This is a genomic window from Streptomyces soli, from assembly GCF_003999195.1.
Lineage (GTDB): Bacteria > Actinomycetota > Actinomycetes > Streptomycetales > Streptomycetaceae > Actinacidiphila > Actinacidiphila soli.
In genome coordinates this window covers 31697-49514 of sequence record NZ_RJVR01000331.1, presented here as the reverse complement: position 1 = coordinate 49514, position 17818 = coordinate 31697, and the positions used below count along the sequence as shown (strand labels likewise).

General features: G+C 68.1%; 13 protein-coding genes and 2 pseudogenes. 7 read left to right on the top strand and 8 right to left on the bottom strand.

All coding sequences use genetic code 11. The features are described from left to right. Positions 1–62: 62 nt before the first annotated feature. The 5 genes and pseudogenes from EFK10_RS39585 to EFK10_RS39560 all read left to right on the top strand — a co-directional run. A pseudogene (locus EFK10_RS39585) lies at positions 63–233 on the top strand (acyl-CoA thioesterase); the annotation flags it as partial. 427 nt (positions 234–660) lie between these two features. Continuing rightward, the gene (locus tag EFK10_RS39575; protein WP_127360481.1) at positions 661–1071 is read left to right on the top strand and encodes a VOC family protein; all 411 of its coding nucleotides are present in this window, start codon (positions 661–663) and stop codon (positions 1069–1071) included. 358 nt (positions 1072–1429) lie between these two features. Then, positions 1430–1894, top strand: a complete 465-nt coding sequence (locus EFK10_RS39570; RefSeq protein WP_127360534.1) for a helix-turn-helix transcriptional regulator — start codon at positions 1430–1432, stop codon at positions 1892–1894. A 5-nt stretch (positions 1895–1899) separates the two neighbouring features. Beyond that, positions 1900–2526, top strand: coding sequence for a VOC family protein (locus EFK10_RS39565; protein WP_127360480.1), 627 nt, complete (start codon positions 1900–1902; stop codon positions 2524–2526). A gap of 608 nt (positions 2527–3134) precedes the next feature. Continuing rightward, positions 3135–5177 (top strand): transglycosylase domain-containing protein, encoded by a 2043-nt coding sequence (locus tag EFK10_RS39560; RefSeq protein ID WP_127360479.1) that lies wholly within the window; start codon positions 3135–3137, stop codon positions 5175–5177. A gap of 285 nt (positions 5178–5462) precedes the next feature. On the opposite strand, the gene EFK10_RS39555 is transcribed toward EFK10_RS39560, so the two are convergent. The 6 genes and pseudogenes from EFK10_RS39555 to EFK10_RS39530 form a co-directional block, all read right to left on the bottom strand. After that, positions 5463–6224 carry an SDR family NAD(P)-dependent oxidoreductase gene (locus EFK10_RS39555; protein WP_127360478.1) on the bottom strand — a complete coding sequence of 254 codons (762 nt, stop codon included), beginning with the start codon at positions 6222–6224 and terminating at the stop codon, positions 5463–5465. Positions 6225–6301: 77 nt separating this feature from the next. After that, a complete protein-coding gene (locus tag EFK10_RS39550; RefSeq protein WP_127360477.1) occupies positions 6302–7309 on the bottom strand; it encodes an acetamidase/formamidase family protein in 1008 nt (335 codons plus the stop codon). 196 nt (positions 7310–7505) lie between these two features. Further along, complete coding sequence (locus EFK10_RS53620) at positions 7506–7760, bottom strand: helix-turn-helix domain-containing protein (RefSeq protein WP_127360476.1); 255 nt, start codon at positions 7758–7760, stop codon at positions 7506–7508. A gap of 193 nt (positions 7761–7953) precedes the next feature. Then, positions 7954–9471 (bottom strand): ATP-binding protein, encoded by a 1518-nt coding sequence (locus tag EFK10_RS39540; protein WP_127360475.1) that lies wholly within the window; start codon positions 9469–9471, stop codon positions 7954–7956. Between the two features lie 138 nt (positions 9472–9609). After that, positions 9610–10513: pseudogene (locus EFK10_RS39535) on the bottom strand (phosphorothioated DNA-binding restriction endonuclease). Positions 10514–10579: 66 nt separating this feature from the next. Continuing rightward, a complete protein-coding gene (locus tag EFK10_RS39530; RefSeq protein ID WP_127360473.1) occupies positions 10580–12469 on the bottom strand; it encodes an ABC transporter ATP-binding protein in 1890 nt (629 codons plus the stop codon). Positions 12470–12677: 208 nt separating this feature from the next. On the opposite strand from EFK10_RS39530, the gene EFK10_RS39525 reads away from it, so the two are divergent. After that, positions 12678–13052 (top strand): hypothetical protein, encoded by a 375-nt coding sequence (locus EFK10_RS39525; RefSeq protein WP_127360472.1) that lies wholly within the window; start codon positions 12678–12680, stop codon positions 13050–13052. 234 nt (positions 13053–13286) lie between these two features. Continuing rightward, complete coding sequence (locus tag EFK10_RS39520; protein ID WP_127360471.1) at positions 13287–13934, top strand: DUF6308 family protein; 648 nt, start codon at positions 13287–13289, stop codon at positions 13932–13934. 345 nt (positions 13935–14279) lie between these two features. On the opposite strand, the gene EFK10_RS39515 is transcribed toward EFK10_RS39520, so the two are convergent. Beyond that, positions 14280–15488: an McrC family protein gene (locus EFK10_RS39515; protein WP_127360533.1), complete on the bottom strand. Its 1209-nt coding sequence runs from the start codon at positions 15486–15488 to the stop codon at positions 14280–14282. 10 nt (positions 15489–15498) lie between these two features. Then, the gene (locus EFK10_RS39510; RefSeq protein ID WP_127360470.1) at positions 15499–17730 is read right to left on the bottom strand and encodes an McrB family protein; all 2232 of its coding nucleotides are present in this window, start codon (positions 17728–17730) and stop codon (positions 15499–15501) included. Positions 17731–17818: the final 88 nt, after the last annotated feature.

Genomic DNA, 17818 nt, shown 5'->3' with positions numbered 1-17818 from the left:
CGGAACGCTTCATGACAGAAAAAGAGCAGGCCAGAACCATAATCGCAGCCACTGTCGGCGCTCACGCGATGTGCTTCCACCGCCCCTTCCGGGCCGACGAGTGGTTCCTCTACCAGCAGGAATCACCGATCGCGACGGGAGCGCGTGGGCTTGCCCGTGGCCAGATCTACGACCGCCAGGGCCAACTGCTGGTCTCCGTGATGCAGGAGGGACTGTTCCGAAAGGTCGGCTGACCTGGTCTTTCACCTCCAGCCGGACGGTCCGCGTCGTGCTGTACGCTCGACGCGGACCCTTTCGGGTCGGGGCCAGTTCCCGTCGAAAAGCAAGAACATACCCAGCGGCCGACGTCTCCGTGTTTCGCTGTACCCCACAGCGATTGTGTCGGCAGTGGGAGAAGCTGTCTGGTCGGGAGGCTACGGCCCGGGAGCGGGTGGAGCGCACCCGGGAGCAGAACGCGGAGCTGAACCGGCGACTGATGGCTGCGGAGGAGGCGTTTCCCGGCTTGTGATCACCCGGGAGACGGTTGAGGAGATCCTGGGCGACGCGGCGCCAGGCGGTGCGCGCGACGTCGGGGATGCGACCGTGTGTGGCGAAACAGGTGGCCAGATCGATCAGGAATCGAGAAGCGCGGGTCACGGAGGCGCACCTAGCATGATCGTCATGGACATCACCATTCACACGAGCTTCCTCCCGCATGACGACCCGGACGCGTCCCTGGCTTTCTACCGCGACGCCCTCGGCTTCGAGGTCCGCAGCGACGTCGGACAGGGCAAGATGCGCTGGATCACGGTCGGCCCCGTCGGGCAGCCCGGCACGTCCATCCTCCTGGCGCCGCCGGCCGCCGACCCTGGGGTCACCGAGGACGAGCGCCGCACCATCGTCGAGATGATGGCCAAGGGTACCTACGGCTGGATCCTGCTGGCCACCCGGGACCTCGACGGCACTTTCGAGAAGGTGCAGGCCGGCGACGCCGAGGTCGTCCAGGAGCCGACCGACCAGCCGTACGGCATCCGCGACTGCGCCTTCCGCGATCCCGCGGGCAACCTGGTCCGCATCCAGGAGCTTCGCTGAGCCGTCCGGTCATCGATTCGGCCATGATGGCCGGCGTCGCGACCACCTGCGAGAATACGGCGGCCAGCGCTTCCAGGCCGCTGTCCTCGACCACCCCCTCGGCGGCCGCACCATCGCAGAGGTGCTCGCGATGTCGGCCGCCGAGGCCGAGGCGCGCACGCCTGCTTCCCACAAGGGCGGCGTCTACATCCTCGCCGAGCCGAGCACCGGCCTCCATCCCGCCGCCGTCGAGCAGTTGCTCGGCCTGCTCGACCGGCTCGTCGACTCCGGCAAGCCGGTCATCGCCACCGAGCACCTCGCCGCCTACCTCGGCATGCAACCCAGGTGCTCGCGGACATCGATGAAAAGGAGTTCTCTCATGTGTCACCCCTCGTGGGGGCGCGCACGCACCGCGGCGCAGCGCCTGAGCGACCTCGCGCGACTGCGCCGCGTCCGCGACCGGATCGACCGGGAGTACGCGCAGCCGCTGAACGTCGAGGCGCTCGCCCGCGGCGTGAACATGTCCGCCGGGCACCTCAGCCGCCAGTTCCGGCTGGCCTACGGCGAGTCGCCGTACGCGTACCTGATGACGCGTCGCATCGAGCGCGCGACGGCGCTGCTGCGTCGTGGCGACCTCAGCGTCACCGAGGTCTGCTTCGCGGTCGGCTGCTCATCGCTGGGCACCTTCAGCACCCGCTTCACCGAGCTGGTCGGCATGCCGCCCAGCGCCTACCGGCGCCGCGCAACGGGCGCTGCGGCGGGGATGCCGCCGTGTGTGGCAAAGCAGGTGACAAGACCGATCAGGAATCAAGAAGCGCCGGTCACCGAGCCGCAACTAGCGTGACGGCCATGGCATCCATCGAATCCGTCACCCTCGACGTGGCCGACCCCACGGCCGCCAAACGCTTCTACACCGCCGCCTTCGGTTTGGACACGCAGATACGCCTGCGGGCCTTGGAGGCACCCACAACCGGCTTCCGCGGGTTCACGCTGGCGCTCACGGTGTCCCAGCCGGCCACCGTCAACAGCCTCATCGACGCCGCCCTCGACGCCGGCGCCACGCCGCTGAAGCCTGCCGCGAAGTCGCTCTGGGGCTACGGCGGTGTCGTACAAGCCCCGGACGGGACGATCTGGAAGGTCGCGACCTCGGCGAAGAAGGACACCGGCCCTGCCACCCGGCGGGTCGACGAGATCGTGCTCCTGCTGGGAGTCGCAGACGTGGCCGCGAGCAAGCGGTTCTACGTCGACCAAGGCCTTGCCGTGGCGAAGAGCTTCGGCCGCATGTACGTCGAGTTCGCTGCTGGGTCGAGTCCCGTCAAGCTGGCGCTGTACAGGCGCCGTGCCCTTGCCAAGGACGCCGGCGTCTCTCCCGACGGCACCGGATCGCACCGGCTCATGATCGGTGGCGATGCCGGGCCTTTCACCGACCCGGACGGGTTTGCATGGGAGGCCGCATCGCCGGCACCCACGCCCTGATGTGTCACTGCTGCCTGCCCTGCCTGGTCGCCGATCACGAAACAGCCGCCGGGCTCGGGGCGGTGCCGGGTGCCGAGCTGATGCGCCCGCCGCGGCCGACCACCATCGTCACTCGGACCGAGTGCACCGCGCGCCTCGCCGGCCATGGGATTCGGGTACTGTCACCGCCGAGCGAATACGTACATACGTACGCTTCGTGGTCCACAGGGCCCACGAGAGGGCGGTGTGCGCGAGGCCATCAGGGCGCTGGAGGCCGTGGCGTCCGCGAAGCCCGCGGCCCCGGTGAACCGACCGATGACCGACGGAGCCCGTCCCCTGTAAGGAAGGGCTCTCCACGAAGTGACTGGAGGAAGCACGACGGGCGCGCCGCCGCGTGGACTTGAGGAGAGGCTGCGGGACACTCGCGCGAAACTGGAGAGCGACGTCGATCTCTGGGTCGCGACGTAGGCTGACCTGCTTTTTACCTCCGTCCAGCGGTCCGTGGCGCGTCGTTGGCGCCACGGACCGCTGCATGCGACGCGGCACGCGGCCCCCGTCGGTGGTCGTGTGACGAAGGACCCAGGAGGTGTCACAAGGTCTTCATATCTGGGCTACGTAGAGTGGGGCCCATGGCACAAAAGCGCTCCCCCGTACGGAAGACCGGGCTCGCCGCTGGTCTCCTGGTCCTGAGCATCCTGGCCGGTGGCCTCGTCGCCGGCCTGGCACTGCCCTCAGTGGGAGCGCTGGGCCTGGTCGCCAAATCTGCGGTGCAGGATTTCAACAGCCTCCCGGCGGATCTCACGGCGCCACCGCTGTCCCAGGCCTCCTCGATATACGACGCCAACGGCGGCCTGATAGCCACCGTGTACGACCGCGACCGGACCGTCGTCCCCGAGAACCAGATAGCCCCGATCATGCGCAAAGCCCTCGTGGACATCGAGGACAACCGCTACTACCAGCACGGAGCGATCGACCCGAAGGCCGTGCTGCGGGCACTCAACACGAACGCGGCCACAGGCGGAGTCTCCCAGGGCGCGTCCACGCTGACCCAGCAGTACGTGAAGAACGTCTTCGTGGAACAGGCCGGCAGCAACCAGCAGGCGGTGCTCGCCGCACAGCAGCAGACCCTCGGACGCAAGATCCAGGAACTGCGCTACGCCATCAAGCTGGAGCAGACGCTCAGCAAGGACCAGATCCTCACCAACTACCTGAACATCACCTTCTTCGGTGAGCAGGCGTACGGGATAGAGGCGGCGGCCGAGCGCTACTTCAGCGTCCACGCCAAGGACCTCACCCTGCCGCAGGCCGCACTGCTGGCCGGCCTGGTCCAGTCGCCGTCCGCCTACGACCCGATCGTGGACAAGAACCTCGCCCAGCAGCGCCGTGACACGGTGCTGCGCAAGATGGCCCAATACCACACCATCACCCAGGCCCAGGCGAAGAAGGCGATCGGCACACCGATCAAACTCAAGGTCAGCACGCCGCAGCAGGGCTGCATCACCGCACAGCAGGGCGAGGGCTTCTTCTGCGACTACGTCAAGAAGACCATCCTCAGCGATCCGGCCTTCGGCAAGACCGCGGCCGTCCGCCAGGCGCTGTGGAGCCGGGGCGGCCTACAGATCCACACCACGCTGGACCCGAAGGCGCAGAGCGCCCTGCAGCAGTCGGTCACCTCTCACGTGTACGCCTCCGACAAGGCCGCCACCGCCATGACGCTGGTGCAGCCTGGCACCGGCAACATCATCGCCATGGGGCAGAGCCGTCCGTACGGCGTCGGCACGCACCAGACCGAGATCAATCTGAACGTCGGCACCGCGATGGGCGGCGGCCTGGGCTTTCCGACCGGATCCACCTTCAAGCCGATCGTAGCCGCAGCGGCCATCGAGAACGGGATCCAGCCTTCGCAGACCTATCCGTCCCCCTACACCATGCCGTGGCCCGCCATGACGGACTGCGCGGGCGGCCGATATCCGAAGGGTGGCGCGGTGCACAACGACAGCAAATCGCTGGTCGGCCCGTTCGCGATGCCGGCCGCCATGGCCCAGTCGGTCAACACCTATTTCGCGCAACTGGAGGCGGACGCGGGCCTGTGCAACGTGGCGACCATGACCAACAAACTCGGCATCACCGCACAGGCGGGCGGCGAGAAGCTCAGCGTGGTCCCGTCCATGACGCTGGGCAGCAACGACCTCACCCCGCTGGAGATGGCGAACGTCTACGCCACGTTCGCCAACCACGGCACCTACTGCGCCCCGACCGCCATCACCTCGGTGACCACACCGGACCGGAAGAACCTGCCCGTCCCACAGGCCGGCTGCACGCAGGTCATGTCTCCGACGACCGCCGACACGATCACCACCATCCTCAAGGGCGTCGTCCAGGACGGCACCGGCAAGCCCGCCGGCCTCACCGACCGTGACAGCGCCGGCAAGACCGGCACCACGGACGCGAGCAAGCAGGTCTGGTTCGTCGGCTACACCCCCGAACTCTCCGGTGCGACCGTCGTCAGCGATTCGGTCAGCCCCCAGGACCTGGATGGCCAGAGCATCGGCGGCACCGTAGTCGGCCAAGCCTTCGGCGGCACCCTGGCCGGACCGATCTGGCGCAGTGCCATCGAAGGCGCACTGGCCGGCGTTCCGGCAAGCAGTCTCACCACGGTGAACCTGCCCTGATCCGCGACGCAGACGCCAGGCGCCACTGCCACTCCAACTCCTCCCGGCACCGGCCACTAGCCACGGCTACCGCCGCGCCGGCAGACCAGGCCGGCCCAGCAGATGCCCGTAGCCGCGGCTCCGATGTTGTACAGCAGCACGTTTTCCACGTCGACGAATGCGTCGTCCGGAGCGTCGTGCCCCCAGTGCCAGGGCACGCAACGCCGCGGCCACGCCGCGCCGGCGGCACAGTGGCGCAGCGGCCGGACAGGCCCTGGAAGACCACTGAAGATCTTCAGGAGTCTTTTAGACCTGCACGCCGCGAGTCAACGCTCCGTCGACGACGAGGTTGGTACCGGTCACGAAACTGGCCGCCGGGCTGGCCAGGAACACCACCGCACGGGCGATCTCCTCGGGCTTGGCCATCCTGCCGGTCGGGTTCAACGCCAGGGCCTCGCTGAACAACGTGGGGTTGTTCTGCTCGATGTCCGACCACACCCCACCGGGGAAGTAGGTGTTGCCCGGCGAGACCGTGTTGGCCCGGATGCCCTTGCCGGCCAGCTGATAGGCCAGCCCCTGGGTGTAGTGGATGAGTGCGGCCTTGAAGGTGCCGTAGGGTCCCGCGGCGAAGTCGATCTCGCGGCCCGACACACTGGACACGGTCACGATCGAGGGCGCCTGGCTGCGCTCCAGGTGCGGCAGCGCGACCTCAACCAGCCGCACGGTGCCCAGCATGTCGACCTCGAAGCTCTTTCGCCAGTTCTCTTCCTCGTCGGGTATGGCCAGCGCGCTGACGTTCGACACGACGATGTCCAGGCCCCCGAAATCGGCTGCGACGTCCTCCACCCAGGTGGCCAGGGCCACCTTGTCGGCCACGTCGACCGCCCGCCCCGTGACGGCCGCTCCGCTCTGCTGCAACGTCTTCACCGTCTCGGTCACATCTGACTCGGTACGCGCGCACAGGGCGACCGAGACCCCCTCCTCGGCGAGCGTTTCCACGATCGCGCGGCCGATGCCCTTGGTGCCACCGGTCACCACGGCGCGCATCCCACGAAGTTGAAGATCCACGGTTCCCAATCTCCTTTGGTACTCGTACTCGCTGTGCGTCGCACGCGGTCGTCTGGTTGTTGTTGTGAAGGCGGGTTTCAGTGCGGGGAGAGGGTGGCGGCCAGCTCGCGCAGGTGCCGATGAATCCCGCCGTAGACCTGGGTCGGCGGTAGCAGGGACTTGGCCACCTTGGTCATGGCACTGAAATTGGTGTCCACGACGTTGGCGAGGGGCGCCAGACTGATCTGGCTCAGCAGCTGGTAGGCGTCCAGCCTGTCCAGTCCGAAGAGCTCACCGAACCAGAGCACCATGTCCACCTGGCTGATCCGCCAGGCATCCTCCAGCGGACGGCTCGACCCGATGACCATCAGGTGGTCGTCGTCCTCGATCCGCGGCCAGACCGGCGCACCGCCCTTGATCAGCTCCACGGCGAGGGTGGTGTTCATGGCTCCCTCGACCGCCGTGCCGCAGGACTCCCCCTCTCCCTGGCGGTAGTGGCCGTCGCCGACGGAGAACAGTGCGCCCTCCACGTTGACCCCGAGGTAACAGGTCGCCCCCGGGCGCATCTCCGGGGTGTCCATGTTTCCGCCGAACATGTCCGGGACCAGGGAGCTGCGGACCTCGCCCAGAGCGGGGGCGACGCCGACCGTCCCGAGCATCGGCGCCATCGGCAGCTCCAGGCTCAACTCGCTGGCCTGTGCTTCGAAGGTGACCGTCTTGCGTGCGGAATCCACCTGGTAGATCCAGGTACGCTCGGGCAACGGTTCCTGCAGCGTGGCCGTCCGATCGGTACCCGTCAGCCCGCCGAAGAACGGGATGGTCGCGGAGGCCCCCCAGGAACGCGCCGGTGTCATGTCGATGAAGTGCAGCACCAGGGTATCGCCCGGCTCGGCGCCCTCGACGTAGAACGGGCCGGTCTGCGGGTTGAGGTAGCGCGAGTCCAACGAGGCACTGGGCAGATCGGTGATGTTACGCAAGCGGCCGCAGAACGCGTCGTCGCTCCACAGACGCAGTACCGTTCCCGGCTTGATCCGGTGCGTGGGCGCGGCTCCGCCGAAAGTCCACGCGTACTGATCGGGCTTCGGGGTGAACTCGAGAATGTCCATGGGGCAGCGTTCTCTCCTTCGGCTACGTCAGGCAATGAGTGAAGGCCTGGGGCCCGTGCGGCGGCCGGCACCCGTCGCGCGGTGCGTGGCGTAACAGCCAAGGGCTCAGAAAGGAACAACTCGCTGATTCCGGATCCGGCCGAGTTGCTCGTGGTAGCCGTCCGCGACCTGGTGGATGCCCATCGGCAGACTGCTCTCACCTCTCGCGCTCTCCAGGCCTCATTGCCTCTTTGCGCAAGATCCCACGAGAACTTATTGAGCCGACATTGTGATCAATTGTCAAGAGATGTGGATCAATGGACCCCAAGGATGTCTCTTGAGGCGGCAACGCGAGAGCCCACCGACGCGGGCCTGGGTAGAACGTGGCACGTGAGACACCGAGCGCTCTCGCAGCTTCGTTCTTGTTGCCCTGGGCGTCAAGCAGGCTCCGCACAATCGCGTCGCGCTGCATGGACGCCCGTCGCGGTCCTGGTCCACGACCTGAAGGCCCGGTGTGCCCGCCGCCCGACGGCGGCCTATCAGTCCCGGCCGCCCGCACGTTGAACGTCCTCCGTCACGACACGTTGTTGCCCCAAACACAGGACTGGGAACACGGGACCTGCGCATGGGGTGTCGCCGGTTGGCGGGGCCTGCCGTAGTCCCGTTCAGGCTCCGCCGCGTACCGACCGGTCCCCGTAGAGGCCATCGATGTCGATCAGCAGCAGGTCCGGACGGCGGGCGGCGGCCTGGAGCACGTCGGGGTGAAAGCCATGCAGGGAGTACAGGGCGAGGACCGCGTCGTGACTGCGGTGGCCCTGGTCCGCCAGCAGGTCGCGGATCCGCTCGAGGCGTTCCACGTCCCGCATACCCCGTGGCTGCGCGGTGGCTTTGGCCTCGCCCACCAGCGCGATTGCGGCGTGCGAGGACTGCGGGCGCTCTCCCGGTGCAAGGGCCAGGACGTCGACCTCGTGCTTGGTGCGCGCGGCCGGATCGGCGATCTCGGCAGAGCCCACCGCGCCGAACCGTACCGGAGCTTCGTCGAAGGCGAAGGATCTGGTCCATTCCCGGGCTGTCTCTTCGAAGTGTGGGCCAAGGATCTTGGAGTGGAAGGTCGGCCGCGAGTCGTACCAGGCCTGCTGCCCCCGCCCGTGCTCGACGAGATCGACCAGGGGGAGCGTGATGAGCTGGTTGAAGCGGATCACGGGGTCAGCGACCGTGATCACCGGGTTACGGGCTTTGAGGAGGTCCTGCTCCTTGCGCAGGTATCCGGTGGACTCCAGCACCTCCAGCGGAGCGACCACCGCGGAGCGCTGCTTCTCCAGCATCGCCCCGATCTTCGAGGGCGTCGAGGCGCCCCGAGCCACCGCCGACAGCAAGTCGTAGTACACCGTGCGGTGCGTGATGCGCGGGTCCTCCCGCAGCAGGAGTTCCGCCTCCACCCGTGAATACAGCGCACGCCCCGGGTCCAGCAGCGTACGAGGCAGCCAGCCGTCGAACTCCGCCACACTCTGCGGGGCTGCGCCCGGTGCCAGCGGCCGGTAGCCGGGTGCGCCGCCCAGAACGGCGTCGACGTACAGTGCCGTGACCGGATCGGCCACGGCCCAGTGGGTGCGGGCTGTGCGGTAGTCGAAGGCCGGCAGCCGCAGGTCCAGCACCGCCCGGCCGCGCAGGGGCTTGGTCCCCGACAGCAATTCGCTCATCACGCTCATCGCTGACCCGCACAGAACGATCCGGCCTCCTGATGCCTTGCCGGACTGCGACTGGTCGTACAGCAACTGCAGAAAGCCAGGGATCTCCGGGGAGTGCTGCAGCAGGTAGGGCAGTTCGTCGATGACCACCAGCGATGCCCCTGGGGCTCGGTTGACCACATCGAGGGCGGTGGTCAGTACGTCCTGCCAACCCCCTAGCCGAAGCGCGCCGGGCCGCACGCCTGCGTGGGCGGCGATCGCCGCGCTGAAACGCTCAAGCGCCAGCACTCTGCCCTCCTCCTGCACCGCGGTCAGATACAGACCTCCCACCGCCTCGGTCAGCGCCTCCAGCAGGTACGACTTTCCGTTGCGGCGCCGACCGGACATGATCGCCAGCCGAAGCTCGGGCGCGGGATCCTCAACGAACTCGCGGAGCAGCGCCCACTCACGCTCCCGGTCCAGCAGCCGTCCCGGCTTGTTCGATTGTTCAGCCATACCGGCACCAGATCTGTTCATGGACACGCTTACGGAATGTGTTCATTTGCAACCTAACACCAGGCCCTAACTCATGCCGCCGGGACGCATGCCCGGGACTTCGCCTTCGGTCCGGGCAGATGGGTGCTGCGACTGCCGTCAGTTCGCCACGACAGCGCGCGGCTCGCCCCGGAAGACCTGCGAGGTGTGCCACCCGATGTGCTCGGCGGCGACCGGTGCGCTGCCCGGCTGCGGGCCGAGAACCGGCTGACCGGCCAAGGCGATCACCTGCGTACGGGCGGACAGGCTCTGCCCGGTGAACTCCCGGGACACCGTGACCCGGCGGGCCGGGTCCAGCCCGAGCACCCCCTTGTCGAAGAGCTTGTGGTGCAGGGAGCACAGACACAGCGCGTTGGAGACCTCGTCGGGGCCCCGGAACGCCCACCACTTCACATGCGCCGCTTCCAGCCCGACCGGGGCGCGCCCGATCGCCCCGTCGTACCCGCAGAACGCACACCGGTACTCGTAAGCGACGAGCACCCGCTCCCGCATCTCCGCGTCACGCCGCCGGGGCCGCGGGATACCGGGGACTGTCCACGCGCCATCGGGGGCTTCGAGGTCCAGACCCGCGTTCGCCGCGATCTCCGCGTGGAGCGACGGCGGGAAGTGGGCGTCCAGCAGCAGGTGCGCCAGCCGTCCGAGCAGCCCGGGATCGTCGGCTAGCGCGGCCCGCAGTCCCGGTGCCAGCCGCCCCGCCGCCCCGCTCTCGCGCAGCGCCCGCACCCCGGTCCCGGGACTGCCGGTCCCGAGGTGGGTCCGCACCTCCCAGACACCGTCGTTGACGAGATGGTGGAACGGGTACGCGGGGCTCGTCCGGCGGTTCGGACCGTAATCCCGGAGCAGATGGGCCAGTTCGTTCTCGATCTCGGTGTACCGCAGCGGCTCACCGGCGTCCCGCTGGAACCGCCCCAGTGCGTACAGCATCAGCAGCGGCTTGTGCGGAGCGCGCTCCCCGTTTCTGCGACCACTGCCGCAGGCCCCGCACACCTTCCGTCCAATCCACGACGGGACTCTAACCGAACTGCTGATCGTCTCGGCATCGGCTGGCAGTCCTCCGACGGCCGCGGGCTCAGGCGACCTCGACCGGCTCCGCGTCGTCCTCCGCCCGGAACTGGGTGCGGTACAGCTCCGTATATCTGCCGTCCATCGCGAGAAGTTCGGCGTGCGTACCGCGTTCCACGATCCGTCCGTCCTCGACGACGAGGATCAGATCGGCGGCGCGCACCGTGGAGAGGCGGTGGGCGATGACCACGGCCGTCCGGCCCTCCAGGGCTTCGGCGAGGGCCTCCTGGACCGCGGCCTCGGAGGTGTTGTCCAGATGGGCGGTGGCCTCATCGAGAATGACGACACGCTGCCCGGCCAGGAGCAGCCGGGCAATGGTCATGCGCTGCCGCTCGCCGCCCGACAGCCGGTATCCGCGCTCGCCCACGACAGTGTCGAGGCCGTCGGCAAGCTCGGCCACAAGGGTCTCGAGGCGCGCGCGGCGCAGTACGTCCCACAGTTCGCTCTCGTCGGCCTCGGGCCTGGCGAGCGATAGGTTGGCGCGGATCGTGTCGTGGAAGAGGTGGCCGTCCTGGGTGACCATGCCGACCGTGGCGCGGATGGAGGCTGCCGACAGGTCGCGTACGTCGATGCCGCCGATGCGTACGACGCCCTCGTCCGCGTCGTACAGGCGGGGCAGGAGCTGGGCGATGGTCGACTTGCCGGCTCCTGACGAGCCGACGAGCGCTACCGTACGGCCCGCCTCGGCGCGGAAGGAGATTCCGCGGAGGACTTCACCGCCCACGCGGGTGTCGAGGCTCGCGACCTCCTCGAGCGAGGCGAGCGACACCTTGTCGGCGGACGGATAGGCGAAGCGGACGTTGTCGAACTCGACGGCGACGGGCCCGTCCGGTACCTCGCGGGCGTCCGGCTTGTCGGCGATGAGAGGTTCCAGGTCGAGAACTTCGAAGACCCGCTCGAAGCTGACGAGGGCGCTCATGACGTCGACGCGGGCGCCCGCCAGAGCCGTCAAAGGGGCGTAGAGGCGGGTGAGGAGCAGGGCGAGCGCGACGACGGAGCCGGGTTCGAGGGTGCCGTTGAGCGCGTAGTGGCCGCCGAGTCCGTAGACGAGCGCCAGGGCGAGGGCGGCGACCAGGGTGAGAGCCGTGATGAACCCCGACTGCGCCATGGCGGTACGCACGCCGATGTCCCTTACGCGGCGGGCGCGGTCGGCGAATTCGGCCGACTCGTCGGCGGGCCGGCCGAAGAGCTTCACCAGTGTGGCGCCGGGGGCGGAGAACCGCTCGGTCATCTGCGTGCCCATGGAGGCGTTGTAGGCGGCGGCCTCCCGCTGGAGGCCGGCCATGCGGGTGCCCATGCGCCGCGCCGGCACGACGAAGACGGGCAGCAGGACGAGGGCGAACAGGGTGATCTGCCAGGACAGGGTGAGCATGACCGCGAGAGTCAGCAGCAGGGTGACGATATTGCCGACGACTCCGGACAGGGTGTTGCTGAAGGCCCGCTGGGCGCCGATCACGTCGTTGTTGAGCCGGCTGACGAGAGCCCCCGTGCGGGTGCGGGTGAAGAAGGCGACGGGCATGCGCTGGACGTGGTCGAAGACAGAGGTGCGCAGGTCGAGGATGAGGCCCTCGCCGAGGTTTGCGGACAGCCAGCGGTTCAGCAGCCCGAGTCCGGCCTCGGCGAAGGCGATCAGGGCGATGAGCACGGCCAGGGTGGTGACCCGGCCCGAATGGTTGCCGGAGACGATGGCATCGACTACCTGTCCGGCCAGGATCGGTGTCGCGACGGCGAGCAGCGCGGTCATCACGCTGAGCAGCACGAACTGGGTGATGCGGCGGCGGTGCGGCCGTGCGAACGCTCCGACACGACGCAGTGTGTCGCGGGCCAGGGGGCGGCGGTCCTGCGTGGCGTTCATGACGCTTTGCAGCTGGGTCCAGGCCGTGATCTCCATGCTCATGTAAGGACGGTAGAACTTCAACCAGGCTTGAGGTCAAGAAAGCAGCATGACGGAACGACAACTCGGGCCTGCGGCCCGTGAAACTGCCGATATTGAGCGGCGCGGTGTGCCGCCGGCAGGTACGTTCACGCCATGCCTCTCCGAGCGCGCGGAGCCCACGGATCCCGGTTATGACGCCAGGACCCTCCTGGCGGGCTACGGAGTCCTCATGTCCCGCACCGTCAGCCACATCCCCGCCCGGTACCCGGGCACCGGCGGCCCCTGGCACGGACGCCCTTGCAGCCGACCGCACCGCCAGGTCTCACTGCGGGCGCTGCGATACAGCGCCGCGCACCTGACCGCGGCCGCCCGCCGGTGCCGACGGCCGATCCCCGAGGAGATCCGCCACCACCTCGAGATATACGACTACGCAAGCGCGTTCCGCCCCAGCGCCTGGATGGGGCACGCCGCCGACTTCGCCGAGCGCAGGGCCCGCCAGACGGCGAGGCTCCGCATACGCCGAGCGGTGCTCCTCGCCGACTTCGAGGATGCCGACATCCCACCTTGGCGGCACCGCCACGGTGCTCTCTGGGACTCGTGGTGAGGAGAAGGCCCCCGTCACAAGGGCATATCCCCATTCCGGTCGACCTCGCGTCATCCGCACAACCGCACAACCGCCTGGTAATAATCACCGCGAGTCTGTGCCGGAGTCGATCTGACTGAATTCCAGGCAGCTTGTCCGAAGAGACCGTATGCTCTGGCCGTTCACCGCGACGCCCCGACCCTGCCCCGCGCGGGGACCGGTCCCCGGAGCGTGGCACAGGGCCAGGGAGGGCTCATGACGTTGATCGACATTCCGGACATCTTCGAGGAGGATGGAGTTGCCGCCGGACTTCTTGCCCGATACTTCGGCACCCTTCCTGCCGATGGTTCGCCTTTTACCGGCGCGTTCTTCGAGCGCCTGGGCGGTGGCGGCGACCGCCTCGCCACCAGGGACCTGTTCACAGCCGAGGACCTCGTCGCAGTAAGCATGCTGAGCGTCGACGTACCCGCCCCCGCCGCGCTGGAGATCCTGCAGACCCGGGCCCTCGAACTCTCAGACCTGCTACGTCTCATCCCGACCGACACCGATCTTGTCGACGTGCCGGATGACACCATTAACGACGGCTGGCCTGCCACCAAGTTGTGGAATGTGCTCAACGCGCTACCCGGGGTCGGCTGGGTCACCGCCGGAAAGCTGCTGGCCCGCAAGCGGCCGCGCCTCGTACCCGTCTACGACACCGTCGTGAAGTCCACCCTCCAGCTGACCGGAGGCTTCTGGGAGCCGCTGCGCTGCACGCTGCGGGCCGACGGCCAGCACTTGCACGAGCGGCTGCTGAAGATCCGGGCGGAATCCGGCATCGGAGACGACATCTCTCCACTACGGGTCTTCGACATCGTGGTATGGATGCACGGCAAGGGCTACGTACCGCCCGGCACCGAATAGTCGGCCAACCGGGGCGGCGGGCGCCGGACCTGCTTTCTGAATCAGGACGACTGGGTCCGGTGGGCGGCCCTATTCGCCGAGCACAAGCTGTCCACGGCGGACAGGCTCGGCCCAAGCTCAAACGCGAGTTGAAGATCCTGACTCAGTAGGGCCGCCGTGACAAGGAGCGGATGATCGCAGCCAACTCTCCGGCTGCTGGTATCCGTGGCGAAACTGAACACCGGCCTCGGGCTGCACTTCCTGGACATGATCCAGGAAGGCACCTCGGATTGCCAGATATCGGCCTCCCGCTCGCAGCCGCACACCTCTCCTATAGCACGTTGCCAACATCGGTCGCCTATCCGGTCACGAGAGGTTGGGAGCGGACGTTACATGCTGAGCGAGGTTCGCGACGGAGGTCAGGATCTCCGCTGGGGGGCGGCTGAGATCGAGGGCATGAGCGCTCACGGTGATGCCCGCGTCCCGGATCGTGTACGGGGTGGGTGGACCGCCCTGTCCGGCTGCGTAGACCAGATGGCCGTGCGCCAGGCCGAGCGCGGCGCAGTAGCTGACCAGTTGGTACATGTGCTCCGTGGCCGGCGGCGCGGTACCGAGGTCCCGGTACTTGGCGTCGAGGACGGTCAGCGCGCTTCCGGCCCGGTAGAGCACCAGGTCGGGGCGGATACGGATACGGGCACCGAGGTCCAGACGGTGGTGGGATTCCTGGGCCGCGCACCGCACCTGATGGGTAGTCAATGCCTCGCCGAGGGCTGCGGCGAGGAAGCTTTCGAACACGCCGGGCAGGTCGAGTACGAAGCCGTCGCTCACGACCGACGCAGCGCCCTGTGGGGTGAGGGAACGGTCGGTCAGGACCAGTTCCGCCAGACGTAACACCGGGACGTACCGGGCGTTGAGCCGGGTCGGGGACCACGTCGGCAGCGGGGCGCCAGGGCGGAGTGTGGCGACGCCGGAAAGGCGGCCCGCGAGGTGCCGCATCAGGTGGCGGTTGGACGTGGTGACACCCGGGAGGCGTTCCAGCCGGTGGAGGGCGGCTAGCAGGATGCGGTTCTCGGCTATGTCAGCGGTGAAGTCGTCGTAGCGGACGGCGACGGGTAGCGGCAGCCCTGTGCGGCGCATCTGGTCGGCGGTGCGGATCCGGCCGCGGACGACCGGAAGGTCCTCATCGGTGGCTCGGTAGCCATGCAGCACCCCGGATTCCAAGGTGCGGCGGGCGGCGCGGGCGTATGCGTCGGCCATGGCGGGCAGCAGGTCGTCAGCTGCAGAGGCGGTGACCGGGCGGTCGTGCCAGGGATCCCCCGACGCGTAGGTGAGGAGGAACAGCAGCCGAGAGATGCCGAGTTTGGGCCGGATGTGCAGCTCCACGGCGCCCTCTTCGCGACCGAGGCGGATCAGGCCCACCTTCTGGTTGCCGGCGATGCGCCAGCGTCCTCCGGTGGCGGGGGAAAGCCGTACGAGGTCCGGGCGCGTGATGAGGGTGGCGACCTGAGCGGCATGCAGCTCGCGGATGACACCGGGGCCTGTCTCGGTCAGGCGGATCGGGTCGGTGGTGAGCATGGACACTCGACTATTCCGCAGCGGGGGCAGGTGCGGGTACGGCGGCCTTGAGGGCGGCCAGTCCGTAGTCCTCCTCGACGTCGATGCCGGTGCCGTAGAGCTGGTCCTCAAGCAGCGGGAGGATCTGGGTGCTCCAGATCAGCTCCAGGCCGTCCTGGTCGGTGGCGCGCCGGTTCATGAAGTAGGAGGGGCCGATGGCGCGGTCCGGGTCAGCGAGACGCTCATTGAGCGCGTCCAGGAGCAAGGCCGGGTACTCGGGCAGGTCGTGCTTGCGCAGCCACCGGCGGAGCAGGCCCGCGACGGGAGCGCGGTCCGGGGCGAGGCGGCGGAACGCGAACCGGCGGCGCATGGCGGCGTCGATGAGGGCGATGGAGCGGTCGGCTGTGTTCATCGTCCCGATGACAAAGACGTTCTTGGGCAGGTCGAACTCCTGCTCAGGCGAGTACTGAGTGATGATCGGCTCGTCCCGGTACTCCAGGAGGAAGTACAACTCACCGAAGACCTTGGCGAGGTTCGCCCGGTTGATCTCGTCGATGATGAGTACGTAGGGATTGGCAGGGTCCTGGCGGGCCCGGTCGACCAGGAGCTTGAACGGGCCTGGTACGACTTCGAAGGCCACCGTGCCGCTCTCGCCCTTAACCGGGCGGAAGCCCTCGAAGAAGTCCTCGTACGTGTACGAGGGATGGAACTGAATCAGGCGGGTGCGGTCAGGGCCGGCCAGGTGTTGGGCCAGCCGGCGGGCCAGGTACGTCTTGCCGGTGCCGGGCGGCCCGTACAGGATTATCTGCAGCGCCTGCTCCAACTGGCGTGCGGTGTCGCGCAGCCACTCCACCGGCATCAGCAACTCTGCCGCCAGCGCGTCGGTGACCGGTGCCAGTTCCAGAGGACGGGTGGCGTCGGCCTCGAGGAGGCGGTCCTCCACGACGTCCTCCAAACCCGCCATTTCGGCCAGCTCCGCGGCCACCGCGCTGATGTCGTACACGGTCGGCGGCCGCCGCAGCTGACTCTGCACCTGCTCCGGAAGCTGGTCCCGGCGCAGTGGGCGCCCAGCAGTCGCCCACTTCACCGGGCGGCGTCGCGCGCAATCCAGGCCGTCCTCAACGTCGTACACCGCCGGACCCTCGATCGTGCCGACATGCACCTCGTCCGGACTGACGGTCACCACCACGTCTCCAGGCTGTATCTGCGTCAGGAAAACGTGCAGTTGGGCGGTGGCTTGCCCACGGGACTGAGCGCTGTTGTCCGGCATCCCCAAGGAGACAGCCTGCTGGATCACGGCCTTCGTCGAGCCTGCGGGGATCTCCGGCATCTCCCTCCAGGACATCGAGCAGAAACCACGTTCCAGCCAGGATGGGATGAAGTTGAGCCCGTCGACGTTGAATCCGCGTACCAACCAGCCCCGCTGCCCGTCTGCCGGTGCGGCGGGACGCCAATGGCTCAGCCAGGGCTCCACGAAGAAGCTCACCGGCCCGTCGGATTCCTTCTGGAGCAGGTCGCGAAGGACGAGCAGATCCCGGTCATCGTCGCCGGTGGTCTCGGGGAGGCGGTCGCGGTAGCCGACCAGGATGCTCTGCTTGCTTTGTCCACTGGCAATGGGGAGGAAGGTCTGCGGGAAGAGCAACGCCTGCAGGACATGGATCTGCGACCTGGCCTTGTTGTGACCCATCCCGGCCCGGACACTGAGGCATTCGTCCCGGAAGCGCCAGGGGTCGTCCATCACCTGCTGACGCTGCGTGTCCGGCAGCGCCGTCAACCGCTCCACAAGGAGGACCAGGAGCTGGAAGTGCGCCCAACGGTAGTTCAGGAATCCCTGGCCGCCGTTGATGAATCCCGCCAGCGCAGCGTCGAACTCCGGGGGCACGGCGGTGTCTCGCTGCGCCCAGGACAGGACCTCCGCGAGTATCTCCCGCTTCTTGGGCACCCCGATCTGCTCGGGCTTGAGCGGGACGAGGTTGACGTAGAGGAGCTCCGCCGCGAGGACGATCGTCTCATCAGGCGCTCCCGCAAGCTGTCGCTTCAGCTTCACGAGGAAGGTGTCGGAGGACTCGTCCGGCTGGTCGACGAACCTGGCGCGCAGGTCGCTCGCCGTCCCCGCCGTCCACACTGCCAGCCCGGGGACGAAGGACGAGTAGGTGCCGAGCAGCCCATCGCGGAAGACGCGCTGCACCGCCTCGACGACCGGAGCGGCTCCTGCTATCGCACCGCCGCTGGTGCCGGCCTCCGGTCGGGACTGGTCGTTCATGCGCATCTCCCCTGTGGTTGCCCGGTCTGTCGGGATCATGGTAGGGGCCGTGTACGTCAATTGGGTCGCTGTCCTGCTGCAGAGGTGG